Below are 25374 nucleotides of genomic sequence, written 5' to 3'. Positions count from 1 at the left end.
AAATATAGGTTTTATAGAAGTTCCAAAAACCGTTTCCAGGCTGCATCGTGAGCTTTTTTATTGGCTTCATCTCCATCGGGTTGATGTCCACTTCTCATAAAAGCATGGCCAGCCCCTTCATAGATTTCATAATCATAGGGATTATTGGCAGCCTTCATATATTTTTTGGTTTGCTCGATGGTTGCATTCACTCTATTATCGTCACCTCCATAATATCCATAGACCGGTGTTTTAATTTTTGCAAGCGCATCTGCATCATCCGGAGCAGTTCCATAAAATACATGAGCCGAAGTTATATCCTGATTGTTGGTCGCATATCTAAAAGTTTGGGAACCACCCCAGCAAAATCCTACGACCGCAACTTCTCCTGTAGAAGATGCATCATTTTTTATATAATTATAGGCGACATCAAGGTCTGCGGTTACCTGATCCGGATCTAGTGCATATATAGCATCTCTTGCAGCATCGGGATTTTTAAAATCTGTTGTGCGCCTTTTTCCATCCTGTGTATTGGATATAAGATCGGGAGCAATTACCAGGTAGCCTTTTTCTGCAAGTTTATCGGCAAACAATCTGGCCCAATCATTCAAGCCGCGATTTTCATGGATAACGATGACCGATTTTGTTTTTTCATCTGTTTCAGGATATACTACAAATGCCTGAAATTCTCTGTCTCCGTGAGAAAGTGTCACCCATTCATGATGTCTTGGGGAATCTGATAGTTCCTGAATTTCAGTTTTTTGTTGTATTGTATCTAAAACGCTTTGGGGGTCTTCTGCTGTTTCAGCCTGTTCTTTCTTGTTCTTGTTTCCACAAGAGATTAGTATCACACTCAAAAAGATGTAAAGGATTGTTTTTAATAAATTTGTCATAAGTGCTTATTGAGAATTTTAAAAATTAAATCATCGATATTATCTAAAGGTTCCTGAAGGAAAAACCACTACACCTTCTTGCCCATTTTTTCCTACCGCTGCAACTCCAAAATAAAAATTGTCAATCACGATCCCTTCCAGGGTAAATTCGTTTACGTCTCCTACGAATCTTGAATACTGCCACTGAGGCGCGGTAGTATCTCTCCAGTAAATTTTATATCCGGCTAAATCACCATCAATTTTATCCCATCGTAATTTTGTGGAAGGTTCCACAATCCCACCAATCTCAACATTTTTGGGAGCCGGGGGTGCCCAGGCAAGGCTAGCCAGGTTAATAGCATTTACAGCAGTTAGTTTTGCGGTATAATCAAAGTTTACGCCTTCTACCACATCCCCGTATTCAATTCCATCTTCGGTTCTTAAATCCTGATGCTGCCTGTTGTAATTCTCGTGAGCCTCCATGATTCTGATTCCGGGAAAACCTAAATCATTAAAGGGGCGATGATGGCCCCCACGTCCAAAACGATCCAGCCTGTAAATCATCATAGGGTTCATCTCGGGCATATAAGTCTCTGTGGTTTTAAGGACATATCTGGCGAGTTGTCGTGAAATCCCATCTACTTCGCCTCCATAAAATCTGCGCATATTTCGTTCCTGCTCAGTTTCAGTAGGTGGAACCGGTTCAGAAAATATCCTGAAAGTTCGATTGTCGATGACACCATCCAAGCCTTCAATATTTCCAATCATATCATTATTAAGGATCCCTATGATCTCCCAGTTATTCTTTTTAGCATATTCAGCGAGTCCTTTTCCGCCAAATAATCCCTGTTCCTCTCCGGAAAGGCCTACGTAAACAATGCTGTTTTCAAACTTGTAATTCGATAAAACCCTTGCTGCCTCTATTGTTCCGGCCATTCCGCTGGCATTGTCATTTGCTCCGGGAGCATCATCGGTAAAATTCATTGTGTCTGAATTTCGGGAATCGATATCTCCGCTCATAATAATATATCGGTTTGGATATTTTGTTCCCTTTTGAATCGCTACAACATTTACAACCCAGGCTTCTTTGGGAATTCTATTTCCATCTTCAGGTGTGACGAAATCCTTTTGGTAGAATACGTCCAGACAGTTATTACATTTAGTGGAAACCTGGTCAAATTCAGATTTGATCCATCTTCTGGCGGCCCCAATTCCGCGGGTATTAGAAACGGTATCGCTGAAGGTGTTTCTTGTTCCAAAACCTGCAAGTGTACGAATGTCACTTTCCAATCTTTCCGCAGAAACATTTTCTATTATTTCATAAATCTGTGGGTTTGTTTGCTGTGAATTCCCTGTTTTGGGAAGAAAAAATATTACAAGGAACAGTGTGCTTAAGGCAGATAATTTCAAATTCATTTTTATAAATTTCAGATTAGAAGTTCGTAATTTACTGAAAGTTTTATTAAACCCGAATATTTGAGAAGAACAAAATTATAAACATAAAAAAACCCCGAAAATTTCGGGGTTTTAAATAATATGAGAATGAAATTAACGGGATTTCATGTCCTGTATTTCGGCTTTTGCCTGATTTATTTTCTCTTCAGCTTTGCTGAAATTTTCCTTTCCTTTTGATTTTAAAGCTTCTGCTTTGTCGTTGATACTATCGGCAAATTCATTCATTTTTCCTTTTGCATCTTTTAAATAGTTATCACTTGTTTCGCTGATTTTTCTGCGGGTATCGGCACCTTTTTTAGGGGCAAATAATAATCCTAAGGCTGCTCCTATAGCTGCACCTGATACTAAACCTGTTAACAATTTTCCTGCTTTCATAATTATGTTTTTATTTATTTGGTTCGTTTATAAACTCTATGCAAAATTACTTTATTTTTCCTTGTTAACATATTTTGATTAGTTAAGTTTGGTATAATTTTACGGCAGTTTTATTAATGTTTTTAACAATTAATTTTCTTAAGAATATAAATTCCTCCCTAATGGTGTTTAATGTACCCTGGAGATTTGTAAAAGTAAATCCCGAACCTTGTTTGTATCTTCAACATAATAGGAGGCCGTTGTTTTTTTTACCCCTACCTTAATCGTTATTGCATTTTCCGGCAAATCCTGAAACAAAAATTCATCGGTCCAGTCATGCCCAATAGCAAAAATAAAATCATAATTTTTATTTAACAGAACTTTTCCTGCGGCTTTCCCTTTATTAACTCCGCTGCTTTTAATCTCAAGGACTTTATTGCCTTCCAGAACGCTTAATCCATGGTTTGAAATAAGTTCTTTTAAAACATTGGAAAGTTCATTTGCTCTTATTTCTCCCAGCTCAGGATCTGCTTTTCTATAATGCCAGGCAAGGGAATAATTTTTTTCTTCTAAAAACGTACCCGGTGTCCTATCGCAAAAAGTTTCCATAACAGGCCTTACATTTATCATCCAATTATTGTGTACTTTTTCATTCAATTGCCAATTCTTGCCGGTTTTGCGTACCCAAACTCCATGTTCAGCGATGAGTTCTACCGGCAGTCCTTTCCACCATGTTCCAAGGGTTTCTTTATCCCGGCCACTTATAAGTACTACTTTGGTGTTTTTTATTTTAGAAATCGTGTTTATTAAATCCAATAATTCTTCATCTGGTTTTGCAAGATTGGGTTTGTCTTCAAAACCCACAAGTGTGCCATCATAATCCAAAAACAGGATCCTGTTATTTGCATTTTTATAGCGCGTTAGGATTTTCTCCTGGATTTCCTGGGAAATATGCAGGGCTTTAAAAGCAGGTTGATTTTCTTTTGTTTTATCCAGGGCTTTCATGAAATCGTTCGCCCATCGAACGACATTATATCGCTTTAATCGTTTTTGAAGCAATGTATTTCTTCTCATTTGTTCCTCTTTGGGCATTTTAATGGCCTGCAAAATTGAATCTGCTATTTGTTCAAAATTGTTTGGATTTATGATGAGGGCTTCATTCATTTCCTCTGAAGCACCTGCCATTTCACTTAAAATTAATACCCCTGTTTGATCCGTTCTTGTTGCGATATATTCTTTAGCAACCAAGTTCATTCCGTCCCTTATTGGAGTTAAAAGTGCGACATTACATGAGGTATAAAGATCGATCAAATTTTCAAAAGGCATAGACCGGAAAAAATACCATATCGGGATCCAACTCACGGTTGCAAACTTACCATTGATCCTTCCTACCAATTCATCTATTTCTTTTTTTAAAAGTTGATATTGAGGGACGTCCGACCGGGAAGGGACTGCAAGCATTACCAGTCTTACTTTACCTAAATATTCCGGATATTTTTCCAGAAAATATTCAAAAGCCCGAATCCTGTTTGCTATTCCCTTGGTATAATCCAGCCGGTCAATGCTAAGGATTAATTGAGAATCGGGTGATTTTTTTCTATGAAAATTTAATCTTTGCTGAAGTTCCGTTTCCTGATCCTCACTAATTTCAAAATGTTTTAAAGCTGCCTGTTCAAATTTATCATAATCGATGCCCATGGGAAAGGAATCCACTTTTACTACCCTATTGGAAAGTGTTACTTCGTTAAATTCTACATGCCGTCTAAGGATGCGTCTTACCGAACTTAAAAAATGCCTTTGATAGTCGTAGGTATGAAACCCAATGAGATCTGCGCCCAGCATTCCGTTTAAGATATCTTCCCTCCACGGCATTGTTCTGAACACTTCATAGGAAGGAAAGGGGATATGATTAAAAAATCCAATAGTTGCATTAGGGCGTTGCTCACGAATCATATTGGGAACCAATAACAATTGGTAATCATGAACCCAAATCTTATCTCCTTCGGTGTAATGTTCAATTACGGAATTGGCATATTTTTGATTTACTTTTTTATACATATCCCATTGCCAGGATTCCCATTCGGTATATTCGGTAAAATAATGAAACAGTGGCCAGATGCTTCTGTTGCTGAAGCCATAATAAAAACCATCCATTTCTTCAGCTGTAAAATTTACGGTAATACAGGCATCCTCCCTGGCTTTGGTTTTAATTTCCGCCCTTAAATTCTCCGGAATCTCCTCTTCTGTTAAGCCGCTCCATCCTATCCAAATACTGTCGCCTTCCCTGTGAAATGATTTTAGGCCTGTAGCCAGTCCTCCCACACTGGGCGTAACCTGCAGTTTTCCTTTTGTAATATTTATTTGAAGAGGTAATCTATTGGATAAGATGATGGTTTTGCTCATAACTATTTTTATTCTGGGTATTATGGGAAATCATATTTCTTAAATTTCCGAAATTGTATTTACTTTGCCACCCTTTTAAAAGAACTTTAAGATAAATGAAGAATTTAGACTACGGAATTATTGGAAATTGTAAAAGCGCCGCACTTGTATCAAAAACCGGCTCTATAGATTGGTGTTGTTTACCTCATTTTAATTCCGCTGGCGTATTTGCCAAGTTGCTGGATGAGAAAATAGGAGGTAGTTTCTCTGTGGATGTAACAGATGATTACACCATAAACCAGGAGTATTTATGGCAAACCAACATAGTAAGCACAGTTTATGATAACGGAGAGCATGCCTTTCAACTTATAGATTTTATGCCGCGTTATTTGCGGGAAGATGGATCCTACTATTCTCCACCGGATATTATCAGGTTTTTTCGCCTCCTTAAAGGCAAACCCGTTTTAAAAGTCAAATATGATCCCAGGCTTGATTTTTCCCGGGAAAAAACATATTCTGATAATCACCGGAATTATATCAAGAGCTTTACCCAGGATGGAACGTATGATTCGCTGTTTCTTTACTCAAGTTTCGATCTTGATAAAATTTTGAATTACACAGAAATTACCCTAGAAGAAAATGCATACATGCTGCTGGGTTATCATGAGAAATTAATCACCCAAAATCTGGATCGTTCTTATTTGAAATTTCAGCGAACCAAAATGTACTGGATGAATTGGAGTGAAAAAACCACTAAATACAGTAAATACAATAATGAAATCTTAAGAAGTGCTTTAGTTTTAAAAGCATTAAGTTTTGAGAAATCCGGAGCTGTTTTAGCAGCTGCAACGACTTCTCTTCCTGAAACTTTAGGAGAAGAGAGAAACTGGGATTATAGGTTTTGCTGGATTCGTGATGCTTCTATGGTGATAAAAGTGATGGCGGGATTGGGACATACAAAATCGGCAAGCGATTTTCTTCAGTTTATCATCAACTTAATTCCTCATAAAGATGAAAAAATACAGATCATGTATGGTATCAATGGGGAAAAGGATCTTACAGAGCATATACTGACCCATTTGGATGGTTACAAGGGATCTAAGCCTGTAAGGACTGGAAATGCTGCCTATATTCAAAAGCAAAATGATATTTATGGTATTTTGATGGAGGTGATCTATCAACAATTTATACAGTTTGAGACTTCGCTGGAGAACAGTGAGGAGTTATGGACCATCGTTCGTGGGATCGTGAAAATAGTGGAAGAACACTGGATGAAACCGGATAAGGGAATTTGGGAACTAAGAACAGAAGACAGACACTTCGTTTTTTCAAAGTTGCTATGTTGGGTTGCGGTAGATCGGGCCATTAAAATAGGGGAGATCCTTAGAAAAGGAATTAATGAAGAAAACTGGATCGCGCTTCGCACAGAAATCCACGAGGATATTTATAAAAATGGATGGAATGATGAGATTGGAGCTTACACCCAGTCTTATGGCTCCAAAGATTTGGATGCTTCTACCTTGTTAATGGAACAGTATGGTTTTATAAACGCCCGTGACCCAAGGTTTGTAAGTACTGTTAAGGCTACAGAAAAGGAATTATGCCAGGATGGATTAATGTATCGTTATAAAAATCAGGATGATTTTGGAAAACCAACATCTTCTTTTACAATATGCTCCTTTTGGTTTATAGACAGCTTATTTAAAATAGGAGAGCGTAAAAAGGCAAAGGAAATGTTTGATCAGCTTTTATCGTACAGCAATCACCTTGGGCTTTTTAGTGAAGATATTGATTTCGAGACGAAGCGGTTGTTAGGTAATTTTCCTCAAGCCTATTCACATTTGGCATTGATTGAAACCGCTGCTAATTTTTCCCGTGGTTTATTGCCGGAGGAAGACCTGTGGACAAATAATTAAGAATTTTCATCGGAAGGATTTGATACAGAGATTCTTGTTTTCGGTAAGCTTTCAGGATAATTTTCTTTTAAAAACACCAGGAGCTTTTCCCGAATAAATACGCGCAAATCCCAGGCAGTACCGGAATCTTTAGCACTCATAAGAGCACGTATTTCCACCGCTTTTTCAGTTGCATTAGTTACCTGAAGCACATTGACTTTTTTATCCCAGAGGGGAGAGCTTTCAAGTAATCTTGTGAGTTCTCCCCTTATTGCTTCAAAGGAGACTTCATAATCTGTATAGATGAAAACCGTTCCAAGAATATCGGCCGACTGGCGGGTCCAATTCTGAAAGGTATTTTCAATAAAATAAGTGGAAGGCACTATCAGCCTGCGTTGGTCCCATATTTTCACCACCACATACGTGAGATTGATCTCTTCTATTCGTCCCCATTCTCCTTCTACTATAACTACATCATCCATTCTTATGGGTTGGGTTATAGCGATTTGAATTCCTGCCAGAAGGGTTCCTATTGCTTTTTGTGCAGAAAAACCAATGATTATTCCTGCAATCCCTGCCGATGTTAATACACTTACTCCAATAGATCGGATACTTTCAAAGCTCATAAGCGCAATTCCCAGGGCCATTATCACTATTATAAAAATAATGATTCGTTCCAGGATCATAAATTGGGTGTATATTTTCCTGGCACTTAAATTATCCTTACTTGTTACATCATAGTTTAACAAAATTCGTGATTTTACAATTTTCAGGGCAACAATAAAAAACCAGGCGATACTAAAAATAAATCCCAGTGAGCTTAAGCTTCCTAATAATTCATAGGTGTACTCAAATCTGAATAATCGCGCTAAAACAGCAATTTTAATTAAGAGGGAAGCAAGAAATACCAGCATTGGCACCCCAATACGATTGGCGAAATTAGCCGGAAGAATATTTCCGGGATCTTTACCTAATTTTTTCAGAATTTGGAAGACAATAATAAAGAGGACCAGAAGGATGACAATTCCACCCAAAAAATATTGAAGTACTTCAGGATTTAATGCATTCATATTTCTGAAGATTTATTGTTCAAAAATTAAAGCTATTAAAAATTCGTGTGTTTAGCGAAGTATTTTTTTAAAAAAAGCTGGATAGTATGATCAAAAAAGGGATCTCCAAAAAACCTTATTCCCAGATGCTCCGAAACCGAAGTGCTCCGGGGAATTAAAATTCTTTTTGGAAATCCACTAAAATCAAATACCTCGGGGGAAGCCCCCGAGGTATGAATTAAAAAATATCGTTAAAAATTCGAGCCAGGCCCGTGTGAATGATTCGGGCAGTCCTCGAAGAATTAAAATCTCAATAAAGAGAAAAGCTTAAAAACAGTACTTGTTTTCTGAAGTCAGTTTTTCTGCAATAGTATTCCTTAAAGCTACTACATTGGGTTGATTTTGATATTTGGTAAATCGTTTAAGACCCATTAACATCATTCGTTGTTCATCACCTTCAGCAAAAGAAACCACTCCTTCTTTAGCCTTTTGGGTAATCTTATCTACAGCGTTATACAAATAAAGCTGAGACATTGCTATTTGCTCCTTTTGAGTTTCTTTTCCCAATCGGTTTGCATTTTTCTCGGTACGTAAAATCGCACTTTCTGCCATATAGATCTCAATTAAAATATCTGCCGATGCCAATAGCAATTGTTGATGTTCCTCAAGTTCAGCACCAAATTTTTGAACGGCACTTCCGGCAACCATCAGGAATATTTTTTTCATATTTTGAAGGATCTCTTTTTCTTCAGCAAACAATTCAGAATAATCCGGTTTGTCCATAGATGGAATCCCTGTTAATTCCTGACCTACTGCTGTAGCCGGACCTAAAAGGTCTACATGTCCTTTCATCGCCTTTTTAACGAGCATGCCAACCGCCAGCATTCTGTTTATTTCATTGGTACCTTCATAAATTCGTGGTATCCTGGCATCTCGCCAGGCAGATTCCATAGGAGCATCGGCAGAGAAGCCCATTCCTCCAAAAATTTGTATTCCTTCATCACTGCAATGCTGAATATCTTCTGAACAGGCAACTTTTAAGATAGAACATTCAATAGCATACTCTTCCACACTTTTAAGCTCGGCTTCAGCATGCGAATTTCCTTCTTCAATTCTTAAGGCTATCCGGTCTTCAATATTTTTGGCAGCACGATAAACGGCAGATTCACCTGCATATGCTGCGGTTGCCATTTCGGCTAATTTTAATTTGATAGCTCCAAATTTTGCGATAGCAGTATTGAACTGTACACGTTCATTGGCATATTTCACAGATCCATCAATAACCCTTCTTTGTGCATCTAAACAAGCTCCAGCAAGTTTAATCCGGCCGATATTTAATACATTCATGGCGATCTTGAATCCATCACCTCTTTCAGCAAGTAAATTTTCTGCAGGAACTTTTGTTTCATTAAAAAACACCTGACGGGTAGAGGAGGAATGTATCCCTAGTTTCTTTTCTTCTTCGCCCATGCTTATTCCGTTAGGATTCTCTTTGTCGTACTCAACTATAAATCCTGTGATGTATTTATCGTCTTCAATTCTGGCAAAAACTATGAACGTACTTGCAAATCCGGCATTGGAGATCCACATTTTTTGTCCGGTTATGCTGTAATATTTTCCATCTTCAGATAGTACCGCTTTTGTCTTCCCGGAATTTGCATCACTTCCAGCTCCAGGCTCAGTAAGGCAATAGGCTCCAAAAACTTCCCCGGTTGCCAGTTTTGGAACATACTTTTTCTTCTGTTCTTCTGTTCCATAGAGGGTAATAGGCATTGTTCCAATTCCTGTATGTGCCCCAAATGCGGTAGCAATAGAACCTGTCGCGCCGGAAATATAGTCACAAACCAACATGGTAGATACAAATCCCATTCCCAGTCCGCCATATTCTTCTGGTACTGAAACTCCAAGAAAACCAAGTTCCCCTGCTTTTTCCATCATCTCTTCAGTAAGCGCATAATTTTTCTTCTCAAACTCTTCTTTCTTCGGCCATACTTCGCGGTCTATCCATTCTTTTACCGAACCTTTCATCATCTCTTGCTCCTCATTAAAATCTTCAGGAGTAAAAATATCTTCAGCTTTGGTTTCTTTTACCACGAACTGTCCGCCACGGATGAGTTCTGTTTTTTTTGTTTCTGTGCTCATTTTGTTTGTTTTAGGATTCAAGAATCAAGACATAAGAAACAAGACTTTATTTGTTTATTCCGTCTAAAAATCCTGATATCATTCTTTGAATTTGTTGAATTTTGTTTTCTAAATCTATAAATTTTTCTTCTGAAATATATTTTCATTATAAGCTACGATAATTTGAGTTTCCCATTCAAAGGCCGAACCAAGACTGTTTTCCAGGTAAGTTTTAAAGTGTTTATCAGTACTTTTACTTGTTCCTTCTGCAATATTTGAAGGAATAGAAACTGCGCACCTTATTATTTGAGAAACCAAATTGAACTTTTCATAATCAGGAAAATCTCTAACTATTTTATATGTTTCATTAACCAAAGACATACTTTCTTGCCAAATTTTTAATTTTTTAAAGTTATGCCTAGCCATCGTCTTTAGTCTTGGTTCTTGACTCTTGTCTCTATATTTTCTGGTCTATTTTCTTAATTAAAAAACTCATAGACTCCCGCAGCTCCCTGTCCTGTTCCCACGCACATAGTGACCATAGCGTATTTGTCTTTAAGGTCACGTTTCCGCATTTCATCAAAGATCTGGACTGAAAGTTTAGCACCGGTGCACCCAAGCGGATGCCCCATTGCAATAGCACCACCATTTACATTTACCATGTCTTTATCCAAACCTAATTCCCTTATCACTGCAAGGGACTGAGAGGCAAATGCTTCATTTAATTCTATAAGTGAAATATCGTCCTGTTTTAATCCTGCTTGTTTCAACGCCTTCGGAATTGCATAAACCGGTCCTATTCCCATAATTCTTGGTTCAACTCCAACAGGGGCATAACTTACCAGTCTTGCAATTGGTTCTAAATTTAGTTCTTTGACCATTTCTTCGCTCATCACCATCACAAATGCTGCACCGTCGCTCATTTGTGAAGAGTTTCCGGCGGTTACACTTCCACCTTCAGCAAATACAGGACGAAGTTTGCCCAAAACTTCTTTGGAAGTATCGGCACGGGGTCCTTCATCTTTATCTATGGTATAAGATCTGGTTTGTTTTTTACCGTTTTCATCAACGTAAGTTTGATCGATATTAATAGGAACTATCTGTTCTTTAAAACGGTTCGTTTCCTGCGCTTTTAAAGCCTTTTGATGGGAATTAAAAGCAAATTCATCCTGATCTTCCCTGCTTACTTTGTATTTATTGGCAACAGCCTCTGCCGTAAGTCCCATCCCCCAGTAATAATCTTCCTTTCCTTCCTTGGCAAGTTTATAATCCGGAACAGGTTTATAACCTCCCATTGGAATATAACTCATGCTTTCTGCCCCTCCTGCGATGATACAATTTGCCATTCCGCTTTGGATCTTGGCAGTTGCAATCGCGATGGTTTCCAATCCCGAAGCGCAATATCTGTTCACGGTCATTCCCGGAACATCTTCAATCTTTAATCCCATAAGAGAAATAAACCTACCTACATTCAGGCCTTGTTCTGCCTCTGGCATGGCATTTCCAACGATCACGTCATCGATGCGTTTTTTATCAAAATCCGGTAATTGCTCCATCATATAATTGATGGTTTCCGCCGCCATTTCATCAGGTCTCTTAAATCTGAACACTCCGCGGGGAGCTTTTCCCACAGCTGTTCTGTAAGCTTTTACGATATATGCTGTTTTGCTCATATTTTTTAGTATTTAGATGTTAGTATTGAGATTTGAGAATTACTCTTTTCCTAACAATCTTATTAATTAATAATTTATTTTTTGATCTACCAGTAACTCGCTATTAATATTGTGCAGTGTTTCTAATTAAAAAATTAAACTAACTCAATACTCAATACTAATTACTCAATACTAATTTCTAAGCGGTTTCCCCTTTTTAATCATATGCTCCAGTCTTTCCAGGGTTTTTCGTTCCCCGGTTAGGGAAAGGAAAGCTTCTCTTTCAAGATCCAACAGGTACTGTTCGCTTACATAAGAAGCTTCTGATAGATCTCCTCCGGCCATTACATAAGCAAGTTTGTTGGCGATTTTTTTATCGTGCTCACTTATATATTTTCCTGCGAACATTTGATCGGTACCTACTAAAAATGTACCCAGGGCTTGTTTTCCTAAAACTTTGATATCTGTTCGCATGATAGGTTGGGTGTATCCGTTTTCAGCCATTAGTAATGCGTGACTTTTAGCGATAGCCAATTGTCTGTCTGGATTCACAACTACTATATCTTTTCCTTTTTGAAGGATATTCAAATCGTAAGCTTCATAAGCTGAAGTGGATACTTTTGCCATTCCAATAGTGAGGAAGTGCTCCCTTAAACGGTTTAATTCCACATCATCTTTATGAAAAGTATCTGCAGCTCTAAGTGTCATCTCCTTGGAGCCACCTCCACCAGGAATTACACCAACGCCAAATTCCACGAGTCCTATATAGGTTTCAGCAGCGGCTACTACCATATCTGCGTGCAGGGAAAGTTCACAACCTCCGCCCAGGGTCATCGCATGAGGAGCTGCTACAGTTGGAATTGATGAATAACGCATGCGCATCATCGTATCCTGAAAATATTTAACAGCTGCATTAAGTTCGTCATATTCCTGTTCTACAGCCATCATAAAGATCATCCCGATATTAGCTCCTACAGAGAAGTTCTGTCCGTTATTGGCAACTACAAGTCCCTGATAATCCCTTTCGGCGATGTCCAGTGCTTTATTTAACCCATCGAGTACATCACCTCCAATAGTGTTCATTTTACTGCGGAATTCCACGTTTAGGATCCCGTCGCCAAGATCCTCCACAACAACGCCGCTGTTCTTAAAGACTTGTTTTGATTCCCGAATGTTATCAAGAATTATAAAGGAGTCCTGTCCGGGTACTTTTACCTGTTCTTTTTTAGGAATATCATAATAAAAAGTATTCGCATTTTTTACCGTATAAAAGTTTTTTTGGCCTTTTTCAAGCATTTGATTCACCCAGGAAGCAGGCTCAAAACCTTCCTGCTTCATCATTTCAACACCCTTTTCAACTCCTATGGCATCCCATATTTGAAAAGGCCCATGTTCCCAGCCAAAACCGGCTTTCATCGCATCATCGATCTTATAAAGCTCATCGGTTATTTCCGGAATTCTATTGGAAACGTATGCAAATAGTGCCGATAAATTTTTTCTGTAAAACTCTCCGGCCTTGTCTTTTCCATTGATTAGGACTTTAAAACGATCTTCAACCTTATCGATGGTTTTGGTTTGTTCCAGAGTCGCGAAATTCGCTCTTTTCCCTGCACGGTATTCCATCGTATTTAGGTCCAGAGACTGAATTTCGCTGGAACCATCCTCATTCTTTATTTTTTTATAAAAACCTTGTCCGCTTTTACTTCCAAACCATTCATTCTCTACCATTGTACCTATAAAGTCAGGCAGGGCGAATAAGTCATGTTGCTCATCTGAAGGAACACCCTTATGAAGCCCATTGGCAACATGTACCAATGTATCAAGACCTACAACATCCACGGTACGAAAAGTGGCAGATTTTGGCCTTCCAATTACCGGCCCGGTAAGCTTGTCTACTTCTTCAATGGTAAGGTCCATCTCTTTCACCATATGAAAGAGGCTCATAATGCTAAAAATACCAACCCGATTTCCAATAAAGGCCGGAGTGTCTTTTGCGACCACAGAGGTTTTTCCAAGAAATTTTTCACCGTATTCATTCAGGAATTCCAGGACTTCTTCTGAAGTATCAGGTCCCGGGATAATTTCGAATAATCTTAAATATCGTGGCGGATTGAAAAAGTGAGTTCCGCAGAAATGTTTTTTGAAATCCTCACTTCGGCCTTCATTCATTTGCTGAATTGGAATTCCGGAAGTGTTGGAGGAAATAAGCGTTCCTTCTTTTCGATGTTTTTCCAAATCATCAAAAACTTTCTTTTTAATGTCCAAACGTTCAACCACCACTTCAATGATCCAGTCTGCTTCTGAAACTTTTGAAATATCATCTGTGAGATTCCCGGTTTCAATCCTTTTGGCGAAATCCTGATGATAAATAGGGGAGGGCTTGGATTTTAAAGAAGTCTGTAAAGACTCATTCACCAGCCTGTTTCTTACCTGTTTATCTTCCAGGATTAATCCTTTTTTCTTTTCCTTATCATTGAGTTCCCTTGGGATGATATCAAGAAGCAGGACCTTTACGCCAATATTGGCAAAATGGCAGGCTATTCCGCTTCCCATGATCCCGGAACCAATGATTGCAACTTTGTTGATTCTTCGTTTCATATGTAGATATTTATTGTTTCGACTTCGCTCAATACAAGCGTTTTTAATTGGTCATATGTAATTCGCATATCTTTATCGGTGTTTGTAATGTGTTTCCGTTATGCTCATTTCATAGACTAAGGTTTTATTATAATTTTTAATATGAATTTTATTCCGCCATTTGATCTGGAGGATGTTTTTGAAATTTATTTTAAATTCTTATCATAGATTTTTTTTTCAATAATCAAATCTGTGATGGTTTTGGCTACGTTTATAAAAGTTTTAAGATCCTTTTCCGGAACCGAACTCTTAACTGCCTCGTCAAACCTGAGAACCACTCCTTTGGAATATTCCCTCATCTCTTTCCCAAAAGGTGTTAAGTAAAGCAATACACTTCTGCCATCCTTTGGGTTTTTTTTGCGAACAATGAGTTTTTTTTCTTCCATAGATTTTAAAATGCGGGATAGGCTTGTTGCTTCCATTCCCATTTTCGGACCTAAAGAAGTGGAGGGAGTGCCTTTTTCGGGATCAATACTTAATAGCGCGAAACCTGTTGCCATCGTGCTGCCAGCTTTACCGGCTTCCTCATTATACATTTTGGATACCGCCATCCAGGTGGCTCGTAAAACATAATCGATGGTTTTTTCCTTCATTCTAAATTAATGATTAATATCAAAGTTAAGCAAAAAATACTATGCGCGCATAATAAAATGACGAGATTTTTTTTCTATTTGGGGAAGAATATTTCTAAAATTACATTAAAGCCATAAAAAAACTCCTCAAAATGTGAGGAGTTTAACAGATATTGAAAGTATTTAATGCGAATTCCTAACGCTCGTAAATAGCATTGTAAAGATTTTTATACAGGTCTTTTATATTTCTGCGTTTTAACTTCATGGTAGGAGTAAGGTGTTCACCTTCAATACTCCATACCTCTGGAGTTAATTCGAATTTCTTCACCTTTTCCCAATGTCCGAATTTTTGATTATAAAAATCTACTTCATCCTGGATCCGTGTTATCACTTCAGGATTTTTGATCATTTCTTCATTGGTTGATCCAATATCGATATTTTTTCGTTTTGCCCATTCTTCCACAAATTCAAAATTTGGTTGAATGAATGCGGCAGGCATTTTTTCTCCTTCACCAATAACCATAATTTGCTCTATGAAACGGGATTGTTTCATAATATTTTCAATAAGCTGCGGAGCTACATATTTTCCTCCGGAAGTTTTAAACATTTCCTTCTTCCTGTCGGTAATCTTTAAAAAACCTTCGCTGTCAAATTCTCCAATATCTCCGGTATGGAACCATCCGTCTTCATCGATAGCCTCATTGGTTTTATCTGGTTCTTTATAGTAACCCAACATCAAATTAGGCCCTTTGGTAAGTATTTCGCCATCCTCGGCAATTTTCACTTCTACTTTTTCGATCACTTTTCCCACGGTTCCTATTCTAAAACCATGGTTTCTTTGATCATTAACTGCAATTACCGGTGAAGTTTCGGTTAGCCCGTAGCCTTCCATAACCGGGATTTCGGCAGCGGCAAAAACCCTTGCCAATCTTGGTTGTAACGCAGCACTTCCGGAAACTATTAATTCTATGTTTCCACCTAATCCTTCTTTCCATTTGGAAAAAATGAGCTTTCTGGCAATGTTTAATCTTGTTTCATACCACCAGCCATTTGCACCATATGGTTCAAATTCCAAACCGAGTTCTACAGCCCAATAAAATAATTTTTCCTTAATCCCTCCAAGAGAAGAGCCTTTTGCTATAATTTTATCGTAAACTTTCTCTAATAATCTAGGGACTGCGGTTATAACGTGCGGTTTAACTTCCTTAAGATTATCACTTATCTTTTCAATAGATTCAGCAAAATAGATAGAAACGCTATAATACTGGTACAAATAGAGGATCATGCGTTCAAAAATATGGCAAACCGGTAAGAAACTTAAAGCCGTATAAGTCCCAAACGGAAAGGGGACCCTGGTAGCGCTTCCTAAAACATTGCTCACAATATTATTATGCGATAACATTACGCCTTTTGGTCTCCCGGTGGTACCGGAAGTATATATTAAAGTAGCCAAATCATCAGCTTGAACTGCCTTTTTCAGCGTTTCCACTTCATCCTGATTGCTTTTGTTCTCTCCTAATGCAAGTATTTCTTTCCAGTTTTTACAACCTTCAATTTCATCAAAACAATAAACTTCCTTCAGGTTGGTACGTTCTTTAATCGCATTTACTTTTTCCAGAACTTCCAAATCTGAAACAAAACAATAGATTGCTTCACTATGATTTAATACGTACTCATAATCTTCTTCTGAAATTGTAGGATATATTGGAACATCCTGAGCGCCTAACTGAAGGATCCCAATGTCCATAATATTCCATTCCGTTCTGTTTGAAGAGGAGATAAGGGCTATTTTATCATTGGGTTTTACTCCAAGCCGAAGCAGTCCCCGGCTAATGGCATTTGCCTTGTCTATATATTGTTGTGTTGATAAGGTTTCCCAGGTACCATTATATTTAGTTCCTAATGCCTTTTCCAGGGGATGATTTTCCAATTGATAATATGGAAAATCAAACAGTCTTTTTATTTCGATCATTTGTATGATTATGTTTTTATAGGATATTCCTTGCAAAATAGGAAATTAAAGGTCTATTTCAAACCTATTTCTAAAAAAAGAGGAGATATTTTCATATCCCCTCAATTAACCTTGAAATAATCTTAACGTCTATTTTTGTTCTAACCACTTTCTGGCATTTACAAATGCTTCCATCCATGGAGAAACTTCATCTTTTCTACCCTTTGGATAGTATGCCCAGTTCCACTGAAATGTAGAGCGTTCCAAATGCGGCATGGTAACAAGGTGTCTTCCGGTAACATCGGTCATCATCGCTATGTTGTAATGCGATCCGTTAGGATTTGCAGGATAGCCAGTGTAGCCATATTTCCCAACGATGTTGTACTTGCTTTCTTCATAAGGTAAGCTAAACCTTCCTTCTCCGTGCGCTGCCCAAATACCAAGTTTACTTCCAGCAAGACTTGAAAGCATCACGGAATTGTTTTCCTGAATTTCTACGGAAGTAAAATTACACTCAAATTTATGCGATTTGTTGTACAGCATTTTTGGTTTTTGCAAATCTTCAGGATTGATAAGCCCCAATTCTATAAATAACTGACATCCGTTACAAACTCCCACAGAAAGCGTGTCTTCCCGATTGAAGAAGTTCTCTAGCGCCTTACCGGCTTTTTCATTGTATAAAAATCCGCCGGCCCAACCTTTTGCACTTCCCAGCACATCAGAATTTGAAAAACCACCTACGGCTGCAATAAATTTAATGTCTTCCAAAGTTTCCCTTCCGCTTATCAGGTCGGTCATATGAACATCTTTTACATCAAATCCGGCGAGATACATCGCACGGGCCATTTCCCGTTCACTATTGGAGCCTTTTTCCCGAATGATGGCTGCTTTAATCCTTGGTTTATTTTCATCGATTACAGGAAGTTTTCCATCAAAATCTTCAGGAAAAACAAACTTCAGCGGTTGCTCCTTGTAATTGTTGAAACGCTGCGTTGCCATATCGATCCCACTTTGTTTTTCATCCAGCAAAAACGAAGTTTCATACCAGGTATCACGAAGGGCAGGAATGTTGAATTCAAAGTTTTGATTTCCGTTTTTAATAGTTACCAAGCTTCCTTCAGCAGGAGCACCTATCTTAAAGAAGTCTATCTTTTCATCATTTAATAGTTTTTCTACAGAATCATCTTTGGCCTGGAAAACAATTCCGCAGTTCTCATTGAAAAGCAACTTTATTGAATCTTCTTCATTTAAGGCTGAAAGATCGAGCTGAGCTCCAAGATTTACTTCAGCAAAACACATTTCCAAAAGCGTAGTGATCAATCCTCCGGAAGCAACATCATGGCCGGCAAGGATAAGATCATTCTTTATCAAACCCTGCATCGTATTAAAAATGTTGGCAAATTGGGCATCGTCCCTAATTGTAGGAACTTCATTACCAACTTTATTTAAAATTTGTGCAAAAGAAGAACCTCCAAGTTTAAAAGAGTCCTGGGATAAATTAATATAATAGATGGAACCGCCGTCTTTTTGAAGCACGGGCTCTACCACTTTGGTGATATCATCGCAATGTCCGGCTGCAGAAATGATCACAGTTCCGGGGGATAAAACTTCTCCCTCTTTATATTTTTGCTTCATGGAAAGCGAATCCTTTCCTGTTGGAACATTGATTCCCAGCGCGATTGCAAAATCTGAAACCCCTTTTACAGCATCGTATAACCTGGCATCTTCGCCTTCGTTATTGCAGGGCCACATCCAGTTTGCAGAAAGTGAAACCGATTTTAATCCTTTTTCCAGCGGAGCCCAAATTATATTGGAAAGCGCTTCTCCAATGGAATTTTTTGATCCTGCAACCGGATCTACCAATGCAGAAATAGGGGAGTGGCCTATGGAAGTTGCCACACCTTCTTTTCCATTGTAATCCAAAGCCATCACACCGCAATTATTTAAAGGCAATTGCAATGAGCCGGCAGTTTGTTGTTTTGCCACTTTTCCAGTCACACAACGGTCTACCTTATTGGTAAGCCAGTCTTTACAGCCAACAGATTCCAGTTTTAGAACCTGTTCCAGGTATTCGTGTGTTTTATCTGAAGAATACTGAACTTCTTCGTAATTTCTTTTAATATTTTTATCGGTCATGACCGTTTTTGGTGAGCTTCCAAACATATCGGCCAGGGAAAGATCCATAGGTTTTTCACCGTTGCTTTTTCGTTGGAACACAAAATTATGATCTTCAGTTACCTCTCCTACATCATACATTGGAGTTCGTTCCCTTTCCGAGATCCTTTTCAGGATATCCATATCTTTTTCAGCAATAATAAGTCCCATTCTTTCCTGAGATTCATTCCCTATAATCTCCTTGGCAGAAAGGGTTGGGTCACCAACGGGCAATTTATCCAGATCGATGTTTCCACCTGTTTCTTCCACAAGTTCGCTAAGGCAGTTTAAATGTCCGCCGGCGCCGTGATCGTGAATTGAAATTATAGGATTATGATCGCGTTCTACCATACCTCGAATTGCATTTGCAGCTCGTTTTTGCATTTCGGGATTGGCGCGTTGTACTGCATTTAGCTCAATACCACTGCTGAATTCTCCGGTATCTGCAGATGAAACCGCTGCTCCACCCATTCCAATTCTGTAATTGTCTCCTCCAAGGACTACAATTTTATCTCCTTTTTCAGGAACTTCTTTTATGGCCTGATCTGCTTTTCCATACCCAATTCCACCTGCAAGCATAATGACTTTATCATAGGCCATGATCCGCCCGTGTTCAGCATGTTCGAACGTTAGTACAGAACCTGTAATTAAAGGTTGTCCAAATTTATTTCCAAAATCGGAAGCTCCATTCGAGGCTTTTATCAAAATATCCATCGGGGTTTGATAGAGCCAGTTTCGCTCCTTCACCTTATCTTCCCAGGAACGGTCTTTTTGAAGCCTGGAGTAAGAGCTCATGTAAACTGCGGTCCCGGCTAATGGCAGGGAACCTTTTCCCCCGGCCAGCCTGTCGCGAATCTCACCACCACTTCCGGTTGCAGCACCGTTAAAAGGCTCTACGGTTGTTGGGAAATTATGGGTTTCTGCTTTGATGGAAATCACCGAATCAAAATCCTTTATTTGATAAAAATCCGGAACATCGGCAGATTTTGGTGCAAACTGTTCTATTCGCGGTCCTTTTATAAAAGCTACATTATCTTTATATGCTGAAACTATTCCGTTTGGGTTTTCTTCGGAAGTTTTTCTGATGAGTTTGAATAGGGTAGAAGGTTTTTCCTTTCCGTCTATCACAAAAGTTCCGTTGAAAATCTTATGCCGACAATGCTCAGAATTTACCTGTGAAAACCCAAAAACTTCAGAATCGGTAAGTTTTCTTTCCAACTTTTTTGCAAGACCTTCAAGATATTCAACTTCCTCTGAATTTAAAGAAAGTCCTTCCTGCTTGTTAAATGCCGCGATATCCTTAATTTCCAACACCGATGCCGGTTCTATATCTACCGAAAATATTTCCTGATCCAGATCTTTATATTTCTGGGAGATCATAGGATCATAATCTTTAAATTTTGAATCCACCTTCATGAATTCTTCTATTCGAATAATTCCCTGTATTCCCATGGTTTGTGTGATTTCCACGGCATTGGTACTCCAGGGAGAAACCATTGCGGCACGGGGGCCAATAAAAAAATCTGCCAGTGCAGATTTATTGAGGTGTTGGGCGTCTCCAAAAAGCCAGTCTAATTTTGAAATATCCTGGGCTGAAAGTGAGGAATGCGTTAGCACTGCGTAAACCTTGGTGGTTTGGGTTCCGAAGAATAGGATCATTCTGCTTGGTTTTGTGTTATTTGAGAAAGGTCAAATTTAAGATTTTTTTGTAAGATTAATGACGGAAACCAATCTGAAAATTTAGCTGAAAAATCACTTTTTTTCAAATTTTAAAAAATCATGACATTGTGGGAGGGTAAGGAGGCATGAAATGGAAAACAATTATATCTAGGAATAATAATTATTTGATCGAAAATTTTAAAATCAACAGATTAAGTCAGTTTAATACCGTTTATTTCTTTTGGATTTATTCAGTGTCCTGAAAAGTATTAAAAACAGCATTTAAGAATACAGTTTGTGAGTGTTCATCCACAATAAAGAAAGCTATGTAAGGAAAATCATTAAAAGGGAGAAATCGATAATAGGTGTCATGAAATTGATAAAACGGATTAATCAGTAAAGATTTATAGACAGACCTGTAATGGTTTAAAAAATTGGAAGCTACAGCTTTGCCTGCTTTTTAAAATAGTATTCTCCAGCATCCTGTAAGTTTTTTTCAGCATTTGGGGACACAATAATTTTAAAGCCCATTATTTTTTTTAAGTTCGGTAAAAAGAACTTCAGCGTCCGTATATAAGTTTTTGTCGGAATTGACTTGTGAATCTAATATTTCTTGTTGTTCGTTAGTTAAAGGATATGGTTTACCCGGCTCTTTCATTAAGGTTTTAATTTTTTCAACAAGTGAGTGATCCTTTAACTGGGTAATCCAGTTTATGATCTTTAATTTATCTTTTTGCAATTGCGGTGTGTCCATTGTGATCTGTTTAAACAGATTTCTACATCTTTCTTTACCCTCAAAGACACTAAAATTTGACCTTTATCTCACATTTCACATCTAATACACTCCCAAATCTTCTACATGATCAATCTCTAAAACTTCCCAGTTGCTTATATCAAAAAGGGTAGAAGGTTCAAGAATTGATTTTTTTCGAAGGAGCGTTTTATCTTTGGCGAAATCTTCAGAATTATTGAAGGTACCAATGACATCGATTAAAATTTCATTTTTAAAAAGTCCAATTGGATCATTTCCGTTAAAATCCATGGGAGCTCCGGTTTTTAGCAGATCTGATTGCTGAATAATTTCAGAATTATCAGAATTTTCATTGGCTATAACATATACGTCATTATGGGCGATTGAGCCGGATAACGGTAGATCACTAATCCAATTGCCACTGCCATTGGTTTGCTTCTTGATTGAATACCCTTCGGCTTCAAGATTGATGCTTGCTCCTGTAAGATTGACAATTTCCAAAGCTTTATTAAAGGAACTTCCTTCGATATATTCTGAAAAAAAGAGTTCTTCAGAAAAGGTTTCAACCTCAGCAGGAAGAGAGTCATTATTGTCTGAAGAGCATCCAATAACCAATAAGATTAGCAAGGTCTTTAAAATTTTAGTCGGTTCCATAAATAAGAGATTAACAATTAAGTTACTCTTAATTAATGATTAATCCTATGGAGTAAAAAAAACACTGCCCGGTTTTAAATCCAGGCAGTGTTAGGTATGCTATGAAAATTTTATGTTTTGAAACTATTTTTCTGTATTCTCCAACAGTGCCATATAGAATCCATCGTATCCTGTTACTGAAGAAAGAAGTTTTTTATCTTTTACCAGTTTGAAATTTTTACCGGCTTCTCTTGACAGGAATTTCTCAACCTGCTCCTGATTTTCAGAAGGCAATACAGAACACGTGGCATACACCATTTTTCCGCCTGGTTTAAGAATTCTGGAATAGGTATCCAGAATTTCTGCCTGAGTTTTTTTGATGTTTTCAATAAATTCCGGCTGTAATTTCCATTTGGCATCGGGATTCCGGCTTAAAACTCCCAGTCCGCTGCAAGGTGCATCAATAAGAACCCTGTCTGCTGTACCATACAGTTTTTTTACAACCTTTGTGGTATCAATTGGCCGGGGATCAATATTATGAACTCCTGCACGTTTTGCCCGGCGTTTTAATTCCTTCAATTTGTTTTCGTAAATATCGGTGGCAATTATTTGTCCTTTATTTTCCATAATCGCGGCGATGTGCAGTGTTTTTCCACCGGCACCAGCGCAGGTATCAACTACTCTCATCCCAGGCTCTACCTCAAGAAATTTGGCTACCAGTTGTGAATTCGCATCCTGAACTTCAAAATATCCTTTTTTAAAAGCATCCGTTTTAAAAACATTCGCGCGTTCCTCCAGTTGCAGCGCATCCGGGTAACCCTTAATCGGTTCAGCTATAATCTGCTCCTCTTTTAAAATGCTTCTTAAATTATCCCTGGAGATATTTAGAGTATTTACCCTTAGTACGACCGGGGCCTGTTCATTTAAAGCATGAATTTCCTTTTCCCAGATTTTTTCACCCAGTTCTTTAACTCCCATTTCATCCATCCAGTCTGGAATAGACTCCCTGTACTTTCTGATTTTGCTCAATTCATCAAATTTCCCTTTTATTCTCCTGCTTGGAGTAGGTTCAATCTGTTTCCAGTCTGGTAATGTAATTCCGCGTAAAGTGGCCCATACAGCGAATAACCTGAATAGATTTTCACGGGAATACGGAGCTTTAACTTCCGCTATTTCTGAGTATAAACGTTTCCATCTAACGATATCATACGTGGTTTCAGCAATAAAACTACGATCCCTTGAACCCCAACGCTTGTCGCGTTTAAGAGCTTTCTCGATCATTTTATCGGCATATTTCCCTTCGTTGAATATTTCAGAAAGGGCATCAACCGTTGCAAATACTAAATTTCTGTGTAAGCGCATAGTTATATTTTAAAGTTGCAAAGGTACATTTTTTTGCTGCGGAAAAATTTATCTTTGAATCAATTCTTAGTATCCTAAGAACATCATAAATTGGGACTTTAAAATTGAAGCATTACGCTTTGAATTTTGTGAAAATCACTAAAAAAACAAATGAATCATCTATGAAAATTATCTATCTATTAAGTATATTATTTATAGCGGGTTGTGTTTCCAGGGAAAAACAGGAATCCCGGAAAAGCTATACGAAAGTTGAAATTCAAACTATTTTGGAAGACGATTCCTTAAGCGTTAGAGCTATTGAAATTATGGGCAGGGATCTTGCCTTTGCTGCTAATAATGGAATGTACGGCATCTATAATTCCACTCCCGGGGAATGGAATACCAATATTCAGGAGTATGATTCCATTCGTCCGGAATTTAGGGCAGTGGCCAGTACTTCTTCAGATTTTTTTATGTTAAGTATCGGAAATCCTGCGCTATTATTTAAAACCGGGGATACGGGTTCTATGGAATTGGTTTATAAAGAGGAAAATGAAAAGGTTTTTTATGATGCTATGACTTTCTGGAATGATAAGGAGGGAATCGCAATGGGAGATCCTACAGATGGCTGCTTATCCATAATCATTACCAGAGATGGTGGAAAAAACTGGAACAAGATTCCTTGTAAGGATCTTCCTCCGGTTATTGAAGGGGAAGCTGCTTTCGCAGCCAGCAATTCCAACATTGCCGTACAAGGAGATCATACCTGGATACTTTCCGGAGGAATGAAATCCCGTGTTTTTTACTCGCCGGATAAAGGAATTACCTGGGAGGTTTATGAAACCCCATTAGTGCAGGGAACACCAACTTCAGGGGGCTACAGCATTGATTTTCATGATGACTCGAACGGAATTATAATAGGAGGGGATTATACCGCACCGGAATTAAATAAAGCCAATAAGGCAGTTACCGAAGATGGTGGTAAAACCTGGCAATTGGTTGCAGATGGAAAAGATCCAGGATATAAAAGCAGTGTGCGTTTTGTTCCCGGAGGCCAGGCGAATGAAATTGTGACCGTTGGATTTACCGGGATTTCCTATTCCAGCAATAAAGGTGAAACCTGGCAACAACTATCTGAGGAAGGCTTTTTTACTATTCGGTTTTTAAATGATTCCACAGCCTATGCAGCCGGCAAAAACAGAATAGTTAAACTGAAATTTAAATAAATAAGTAGAAATGAACTGGTTGGAAATAAAGAATTCCGGATGAAGTTCATCCGGAATTCACAACAACTAACCAAAAAACTAACCATAAACTCTTCTGCTACTTGTTTCTTTCTGCGGACTTTCTGGCTCTGTATTCACGGATCAGTTTTTTATTAAAATCTGATTCAATTTTATGCAGTTTTATTATTTCCTTAGCGGAAAAGAACTTTTTTAGATCGGAAAATAATTCTTTTTTAATTTCATACTCTTCTTTTTCTACAGTTAAATATTCTTTCAGCATTTCTTCGGCTTGAGCTTCAGAAATGTTATCGATATTATCCAGGTCCATATCTACATCTTCACGGCGGTGAAGATCCATTTTCTGGCATTCGTATGCATTGTAAATAGGCCAGAATTTTTGGGCGGTTTGAGCATTCATGTTGAGTTCCTGAGTAAAATAGGCAATCTTCATAGTTTTTATTCGCTCCCTGTGATCTGCTTTGCTGGTCTTTTGAGCATTTGCACTTAAGGCAACAAAAAGAAAACTTAAAAGTAAAATTATCTTTTTCATCTGTTTCTATTATTGTTTTGTGGACCTATCAAACATCCATATAATTGTTTTCCTGTAGGAGAAAATTTTTCTGATAGATGTTTCCTTTATAGTCTTATTTTATTTCAGTTGTTCTCCCATTTAAGGAGTAATTCCAATTTC

General features: G+C 38.1%; 18 protein-coding genes. 2 read left to right on the top strand and 16 right to left on the bottom strand.

Annotated elements, in window-relative coordinates; all coding sequences use genetic code 11:
* Nucleotides 1–11: 11 nt before the first annotated feature.
* From ACKGJN_RS13970 to ACKGJN_RS13955, 4 genes are all read right to left on the bottom strand, one after another.
* On the bottom strand, nt 12–872 hold the full coding sequence (locus tag ACKGJN_RS13970) for a dienelactone hydrolase family protein (protein WP_409540166.1): 861 nt from the start codon (nt 870–872) through the stop codon (nt 12–14).
* 39 nt (nt 873–911) lie between these two features.
* The gene (locus ACKGJN_RS13965) at nt 912–2267 is read right to left on the bottom strand and encodes a M28 family metallopeptidase (protein WP_409540165.1); all 1356 of its coding nucleotides are present in this window, start codon (nt 2265–2267) and stop codon (nt 912–914) included.
* 132 nt (nt 2268–2399) lie between these two features.
* On the bottom strand, nt 2400–2681 hold the full coding sequence (locus tag ACKGJN_RS13960) for a YtxH domain-containing protein (RefSeq protein WP_409540164.1): 282 nt from the start codon (nt 2679–2681) through the stop codon (nt 2400–2402).
* Between the two features lie 168 nt (nt 2682–2849).
* The gene (locus ACKGJN_RS13955; protein ID WP_409540163.1) at nt 2850–5063 is read right to left on the bottom strand and encodes a bifunctional alpha,alpha-trehalose-phosphate synthase (UDP-forming)/trehalose-phosphatase; all 2214 of its coding nucleotides are present in this window, start codon (nt 5061–5063) and stop codon (nt 2850–2852) included.
* A gap of 95 nt (nt 5064–5158) precedes the next feature.
* Here ACKGJN_RS13955 and ACKGJN_RS13950 point away from each other — a divergent pair, with 95 nt between their 5' ends.
* Complete coding sequence (locus ACKGJN_RS13950; RefSeq protein WP_409540162.1) at nt 5159–6958, top strand: glycoside hydrolase family 15 protein; 1800 nt, start codon at nt 5159–5161, stop codon at nt 6956–6958.
* Here ACKGJN_RS13950 and ACKGJN_RS13945 read toward each other — a convergent pair.
* The 11 genes from ACKGJN_RS13945 to ACKGJN_RS13895 all read right to left on the bottom strand — a co-directional run bounded on the left by ACKGJN_RS13945 (nt 6955) and on the right by ACKGJN_RS13895 (nt 23478).
* Nucleotides 6955–8007, bottom strand: coding sequence for a mechanosensitive ion channel family protein (locus tag ACKGJN_RS13945; RefSeq protein WP_409540161.1), 1053 nt, complete (start codon nt 8005–8007; stop codon nt 6955–6957). The two genes, ACKGJN_RS13950 and ACKGJN_RS13945, sit on opposite strands and share 4 nt — an antisense overlap.
* Before the next feature lie 306 nt (nt 8008–8313).
* Entirely contained in the window at nt 8314–10128 is a 1815-nt protein-coding gene (locus ACKGJN_RS13940) for an acyl-CoA dehydrogenase family protein (protein ID WP_409540160.1), read from the bottom strand.
* A gap of 114 nt (nt 10129–10242) precedes the next feature.
* On the bottom strand, nt 10243–10533 hold the full coding sequence (locus ACKGJN_RS13935) for a four helix bundle protein (protein WP_409540159.1): 291 nt from the start codon (nt 10531–10533) through the stop codon (nt 10243–10245).
* A 53-nt stretch (nt 10534–10586) separates the two neighbouring features.
* Nucleotides 10587–11780: an acetyl-CoA C-acyltransferase gene (locus ACKGJN_RS13930; RefSeq protein WP_409540158.1), complete on the bottom strand. Its 1194-nt coding sequence runs from the start codon at nt 11778–11780 to the stop codon at nt 10587–10589.
* A gap of 171 nt (nt 11781–11951) precedes the next feature.
* Nucleotides 11952–14357: a 3-hydroxyacyl-CoA dehydrogenase/enoyl-CoA hydratase family protein gene (locus ACKGJN_RS13925; protein ID WP_409540157.1), complete on the bottom strand. Its 2406-nt coding sequence runs from the start codon at nt 14355–14357 to the stop codon at nt 11952–11954.
* A gap of 185 nt (nt 14358–14542) precedes the next feature.
* Nucleotides 14543–14989, bottom strand: coding sequence for a MarR family winged helix-turn-helix transcriptional regulator (locus tag ACKGJN_RS13920; protein WP_409540156.1), 447 nt, complete (start codon nt 14987–14989; stop codon nt 14543–14545).
* A gap of 175 nt (nt 14990–15164) precedes the next feature.
* Complete coding sequence (locus ACKGJN_RS13915) at nt 15165–16940, bottom strand: AMP-dependent synthetase/ligase (RefSeq protein ID WP_409540155.1); 1776 nt, start codon at nt 16938–16940, stop codon at nt 15165–15167.
* A gap of 129 nt (nt 16941–17069) precedes the next feature.
* Nucleotides 17070–20732 (bottom strand): phosphoribosylformylglycinamidine synthase, encoded by a 3663-nt coding sequence (purL, locus tag ACKGJN_RS13910; protein ID WP_409540154.1) that lies wholly within the window; start codon nt 20730–20732, stop codon nt 17070–17072.
* 520 nt (nt 20733–21252) lie between these two features.
* Nucleotides 21253–21486, bottom strand: coding sequence for a hypothetical protein (locus ACKGJN_RS13905; RefSeq protein WP_409540153.1), 234 nt, complete (start codon nt 21484–21486; stop codon nt 21253–21255).
* Nucleotides 21487–21567: 81 nt separating this feature from the next.
* Nucleotides 21568–22137 carry a lamin tail domain-containing protein gene (locus ACKGJN_RS13900; protein ID WP_409540152.1) on the bottom strand — a complete coding sequence of 190 codons (570 nt, stop codon included), beginning with the start codon at nt 22135–22137 and terminating at the stop codon, nt 21568–21570.
* A gap of 123 nt (nt 22138–22260) precedes the next feature.
* The gene (locus ACKGJN_RS13895; RefSeq protein ID WP_409540151.1) at nt 22261–23478 is read right to left on the bottom strand and encodes an RsmB/NOP family class I SAM-dependent RNA methyltransferase; all 1218 of its coding nucleotides are present in this window, start codon (nt 23476–23478) and stop codon (nt 22261–22263) included.
* A 161-nt stretch (nt 23479–23639) separates the two neighbouring features.
* Here ACKGJN_RS13895 and ACKGJN_RS13890 point away from each other — a divergent pair, with 161 nt between their 5' ends.
* Nucleotides 23640–24683, top strand: a complete 1044-nt coding sequence (locus ACKGJN_RS13890; RefSeq protein ID WP_409540150.1) for a WD40/YVTN/BNR-like repeat-containing protein — start codon at nt 23640–23642, stop codon at nt 24681–24683.
* A gap of 97 nt (nt 24684–24780) precedes the next feature.
* On the opposite strand, the gene ACKGJN_RS13885 is transcribed toward ACKGJN_RS13890, so the two are convergent.
* Entirely contained in the window at nt 24781–25233 is a 453-nt protein-coding gene (locus ACKGJN_RS13885; protein WP_409540149.1) for a hypothetical protein, read from the bottom strand.
* Nucleotides 25234–25374: the final 141 nt, after the last annotated feature.

It is taken from the genome of Gillisia xinjiangensis, assembly GCF_046298265.1.
GTDB lineage: Bacteria > Bacteroidota > Bacteroidia > Flavobacteriales > Flavobacteriaceae > Gillisia > Gillisia xinjiangensis.
The sequence above is the reverse complement of the archived record's forward strand: the minus strand, read 5'-3'. Positions and strand labels throughout refer to the sequence as shown.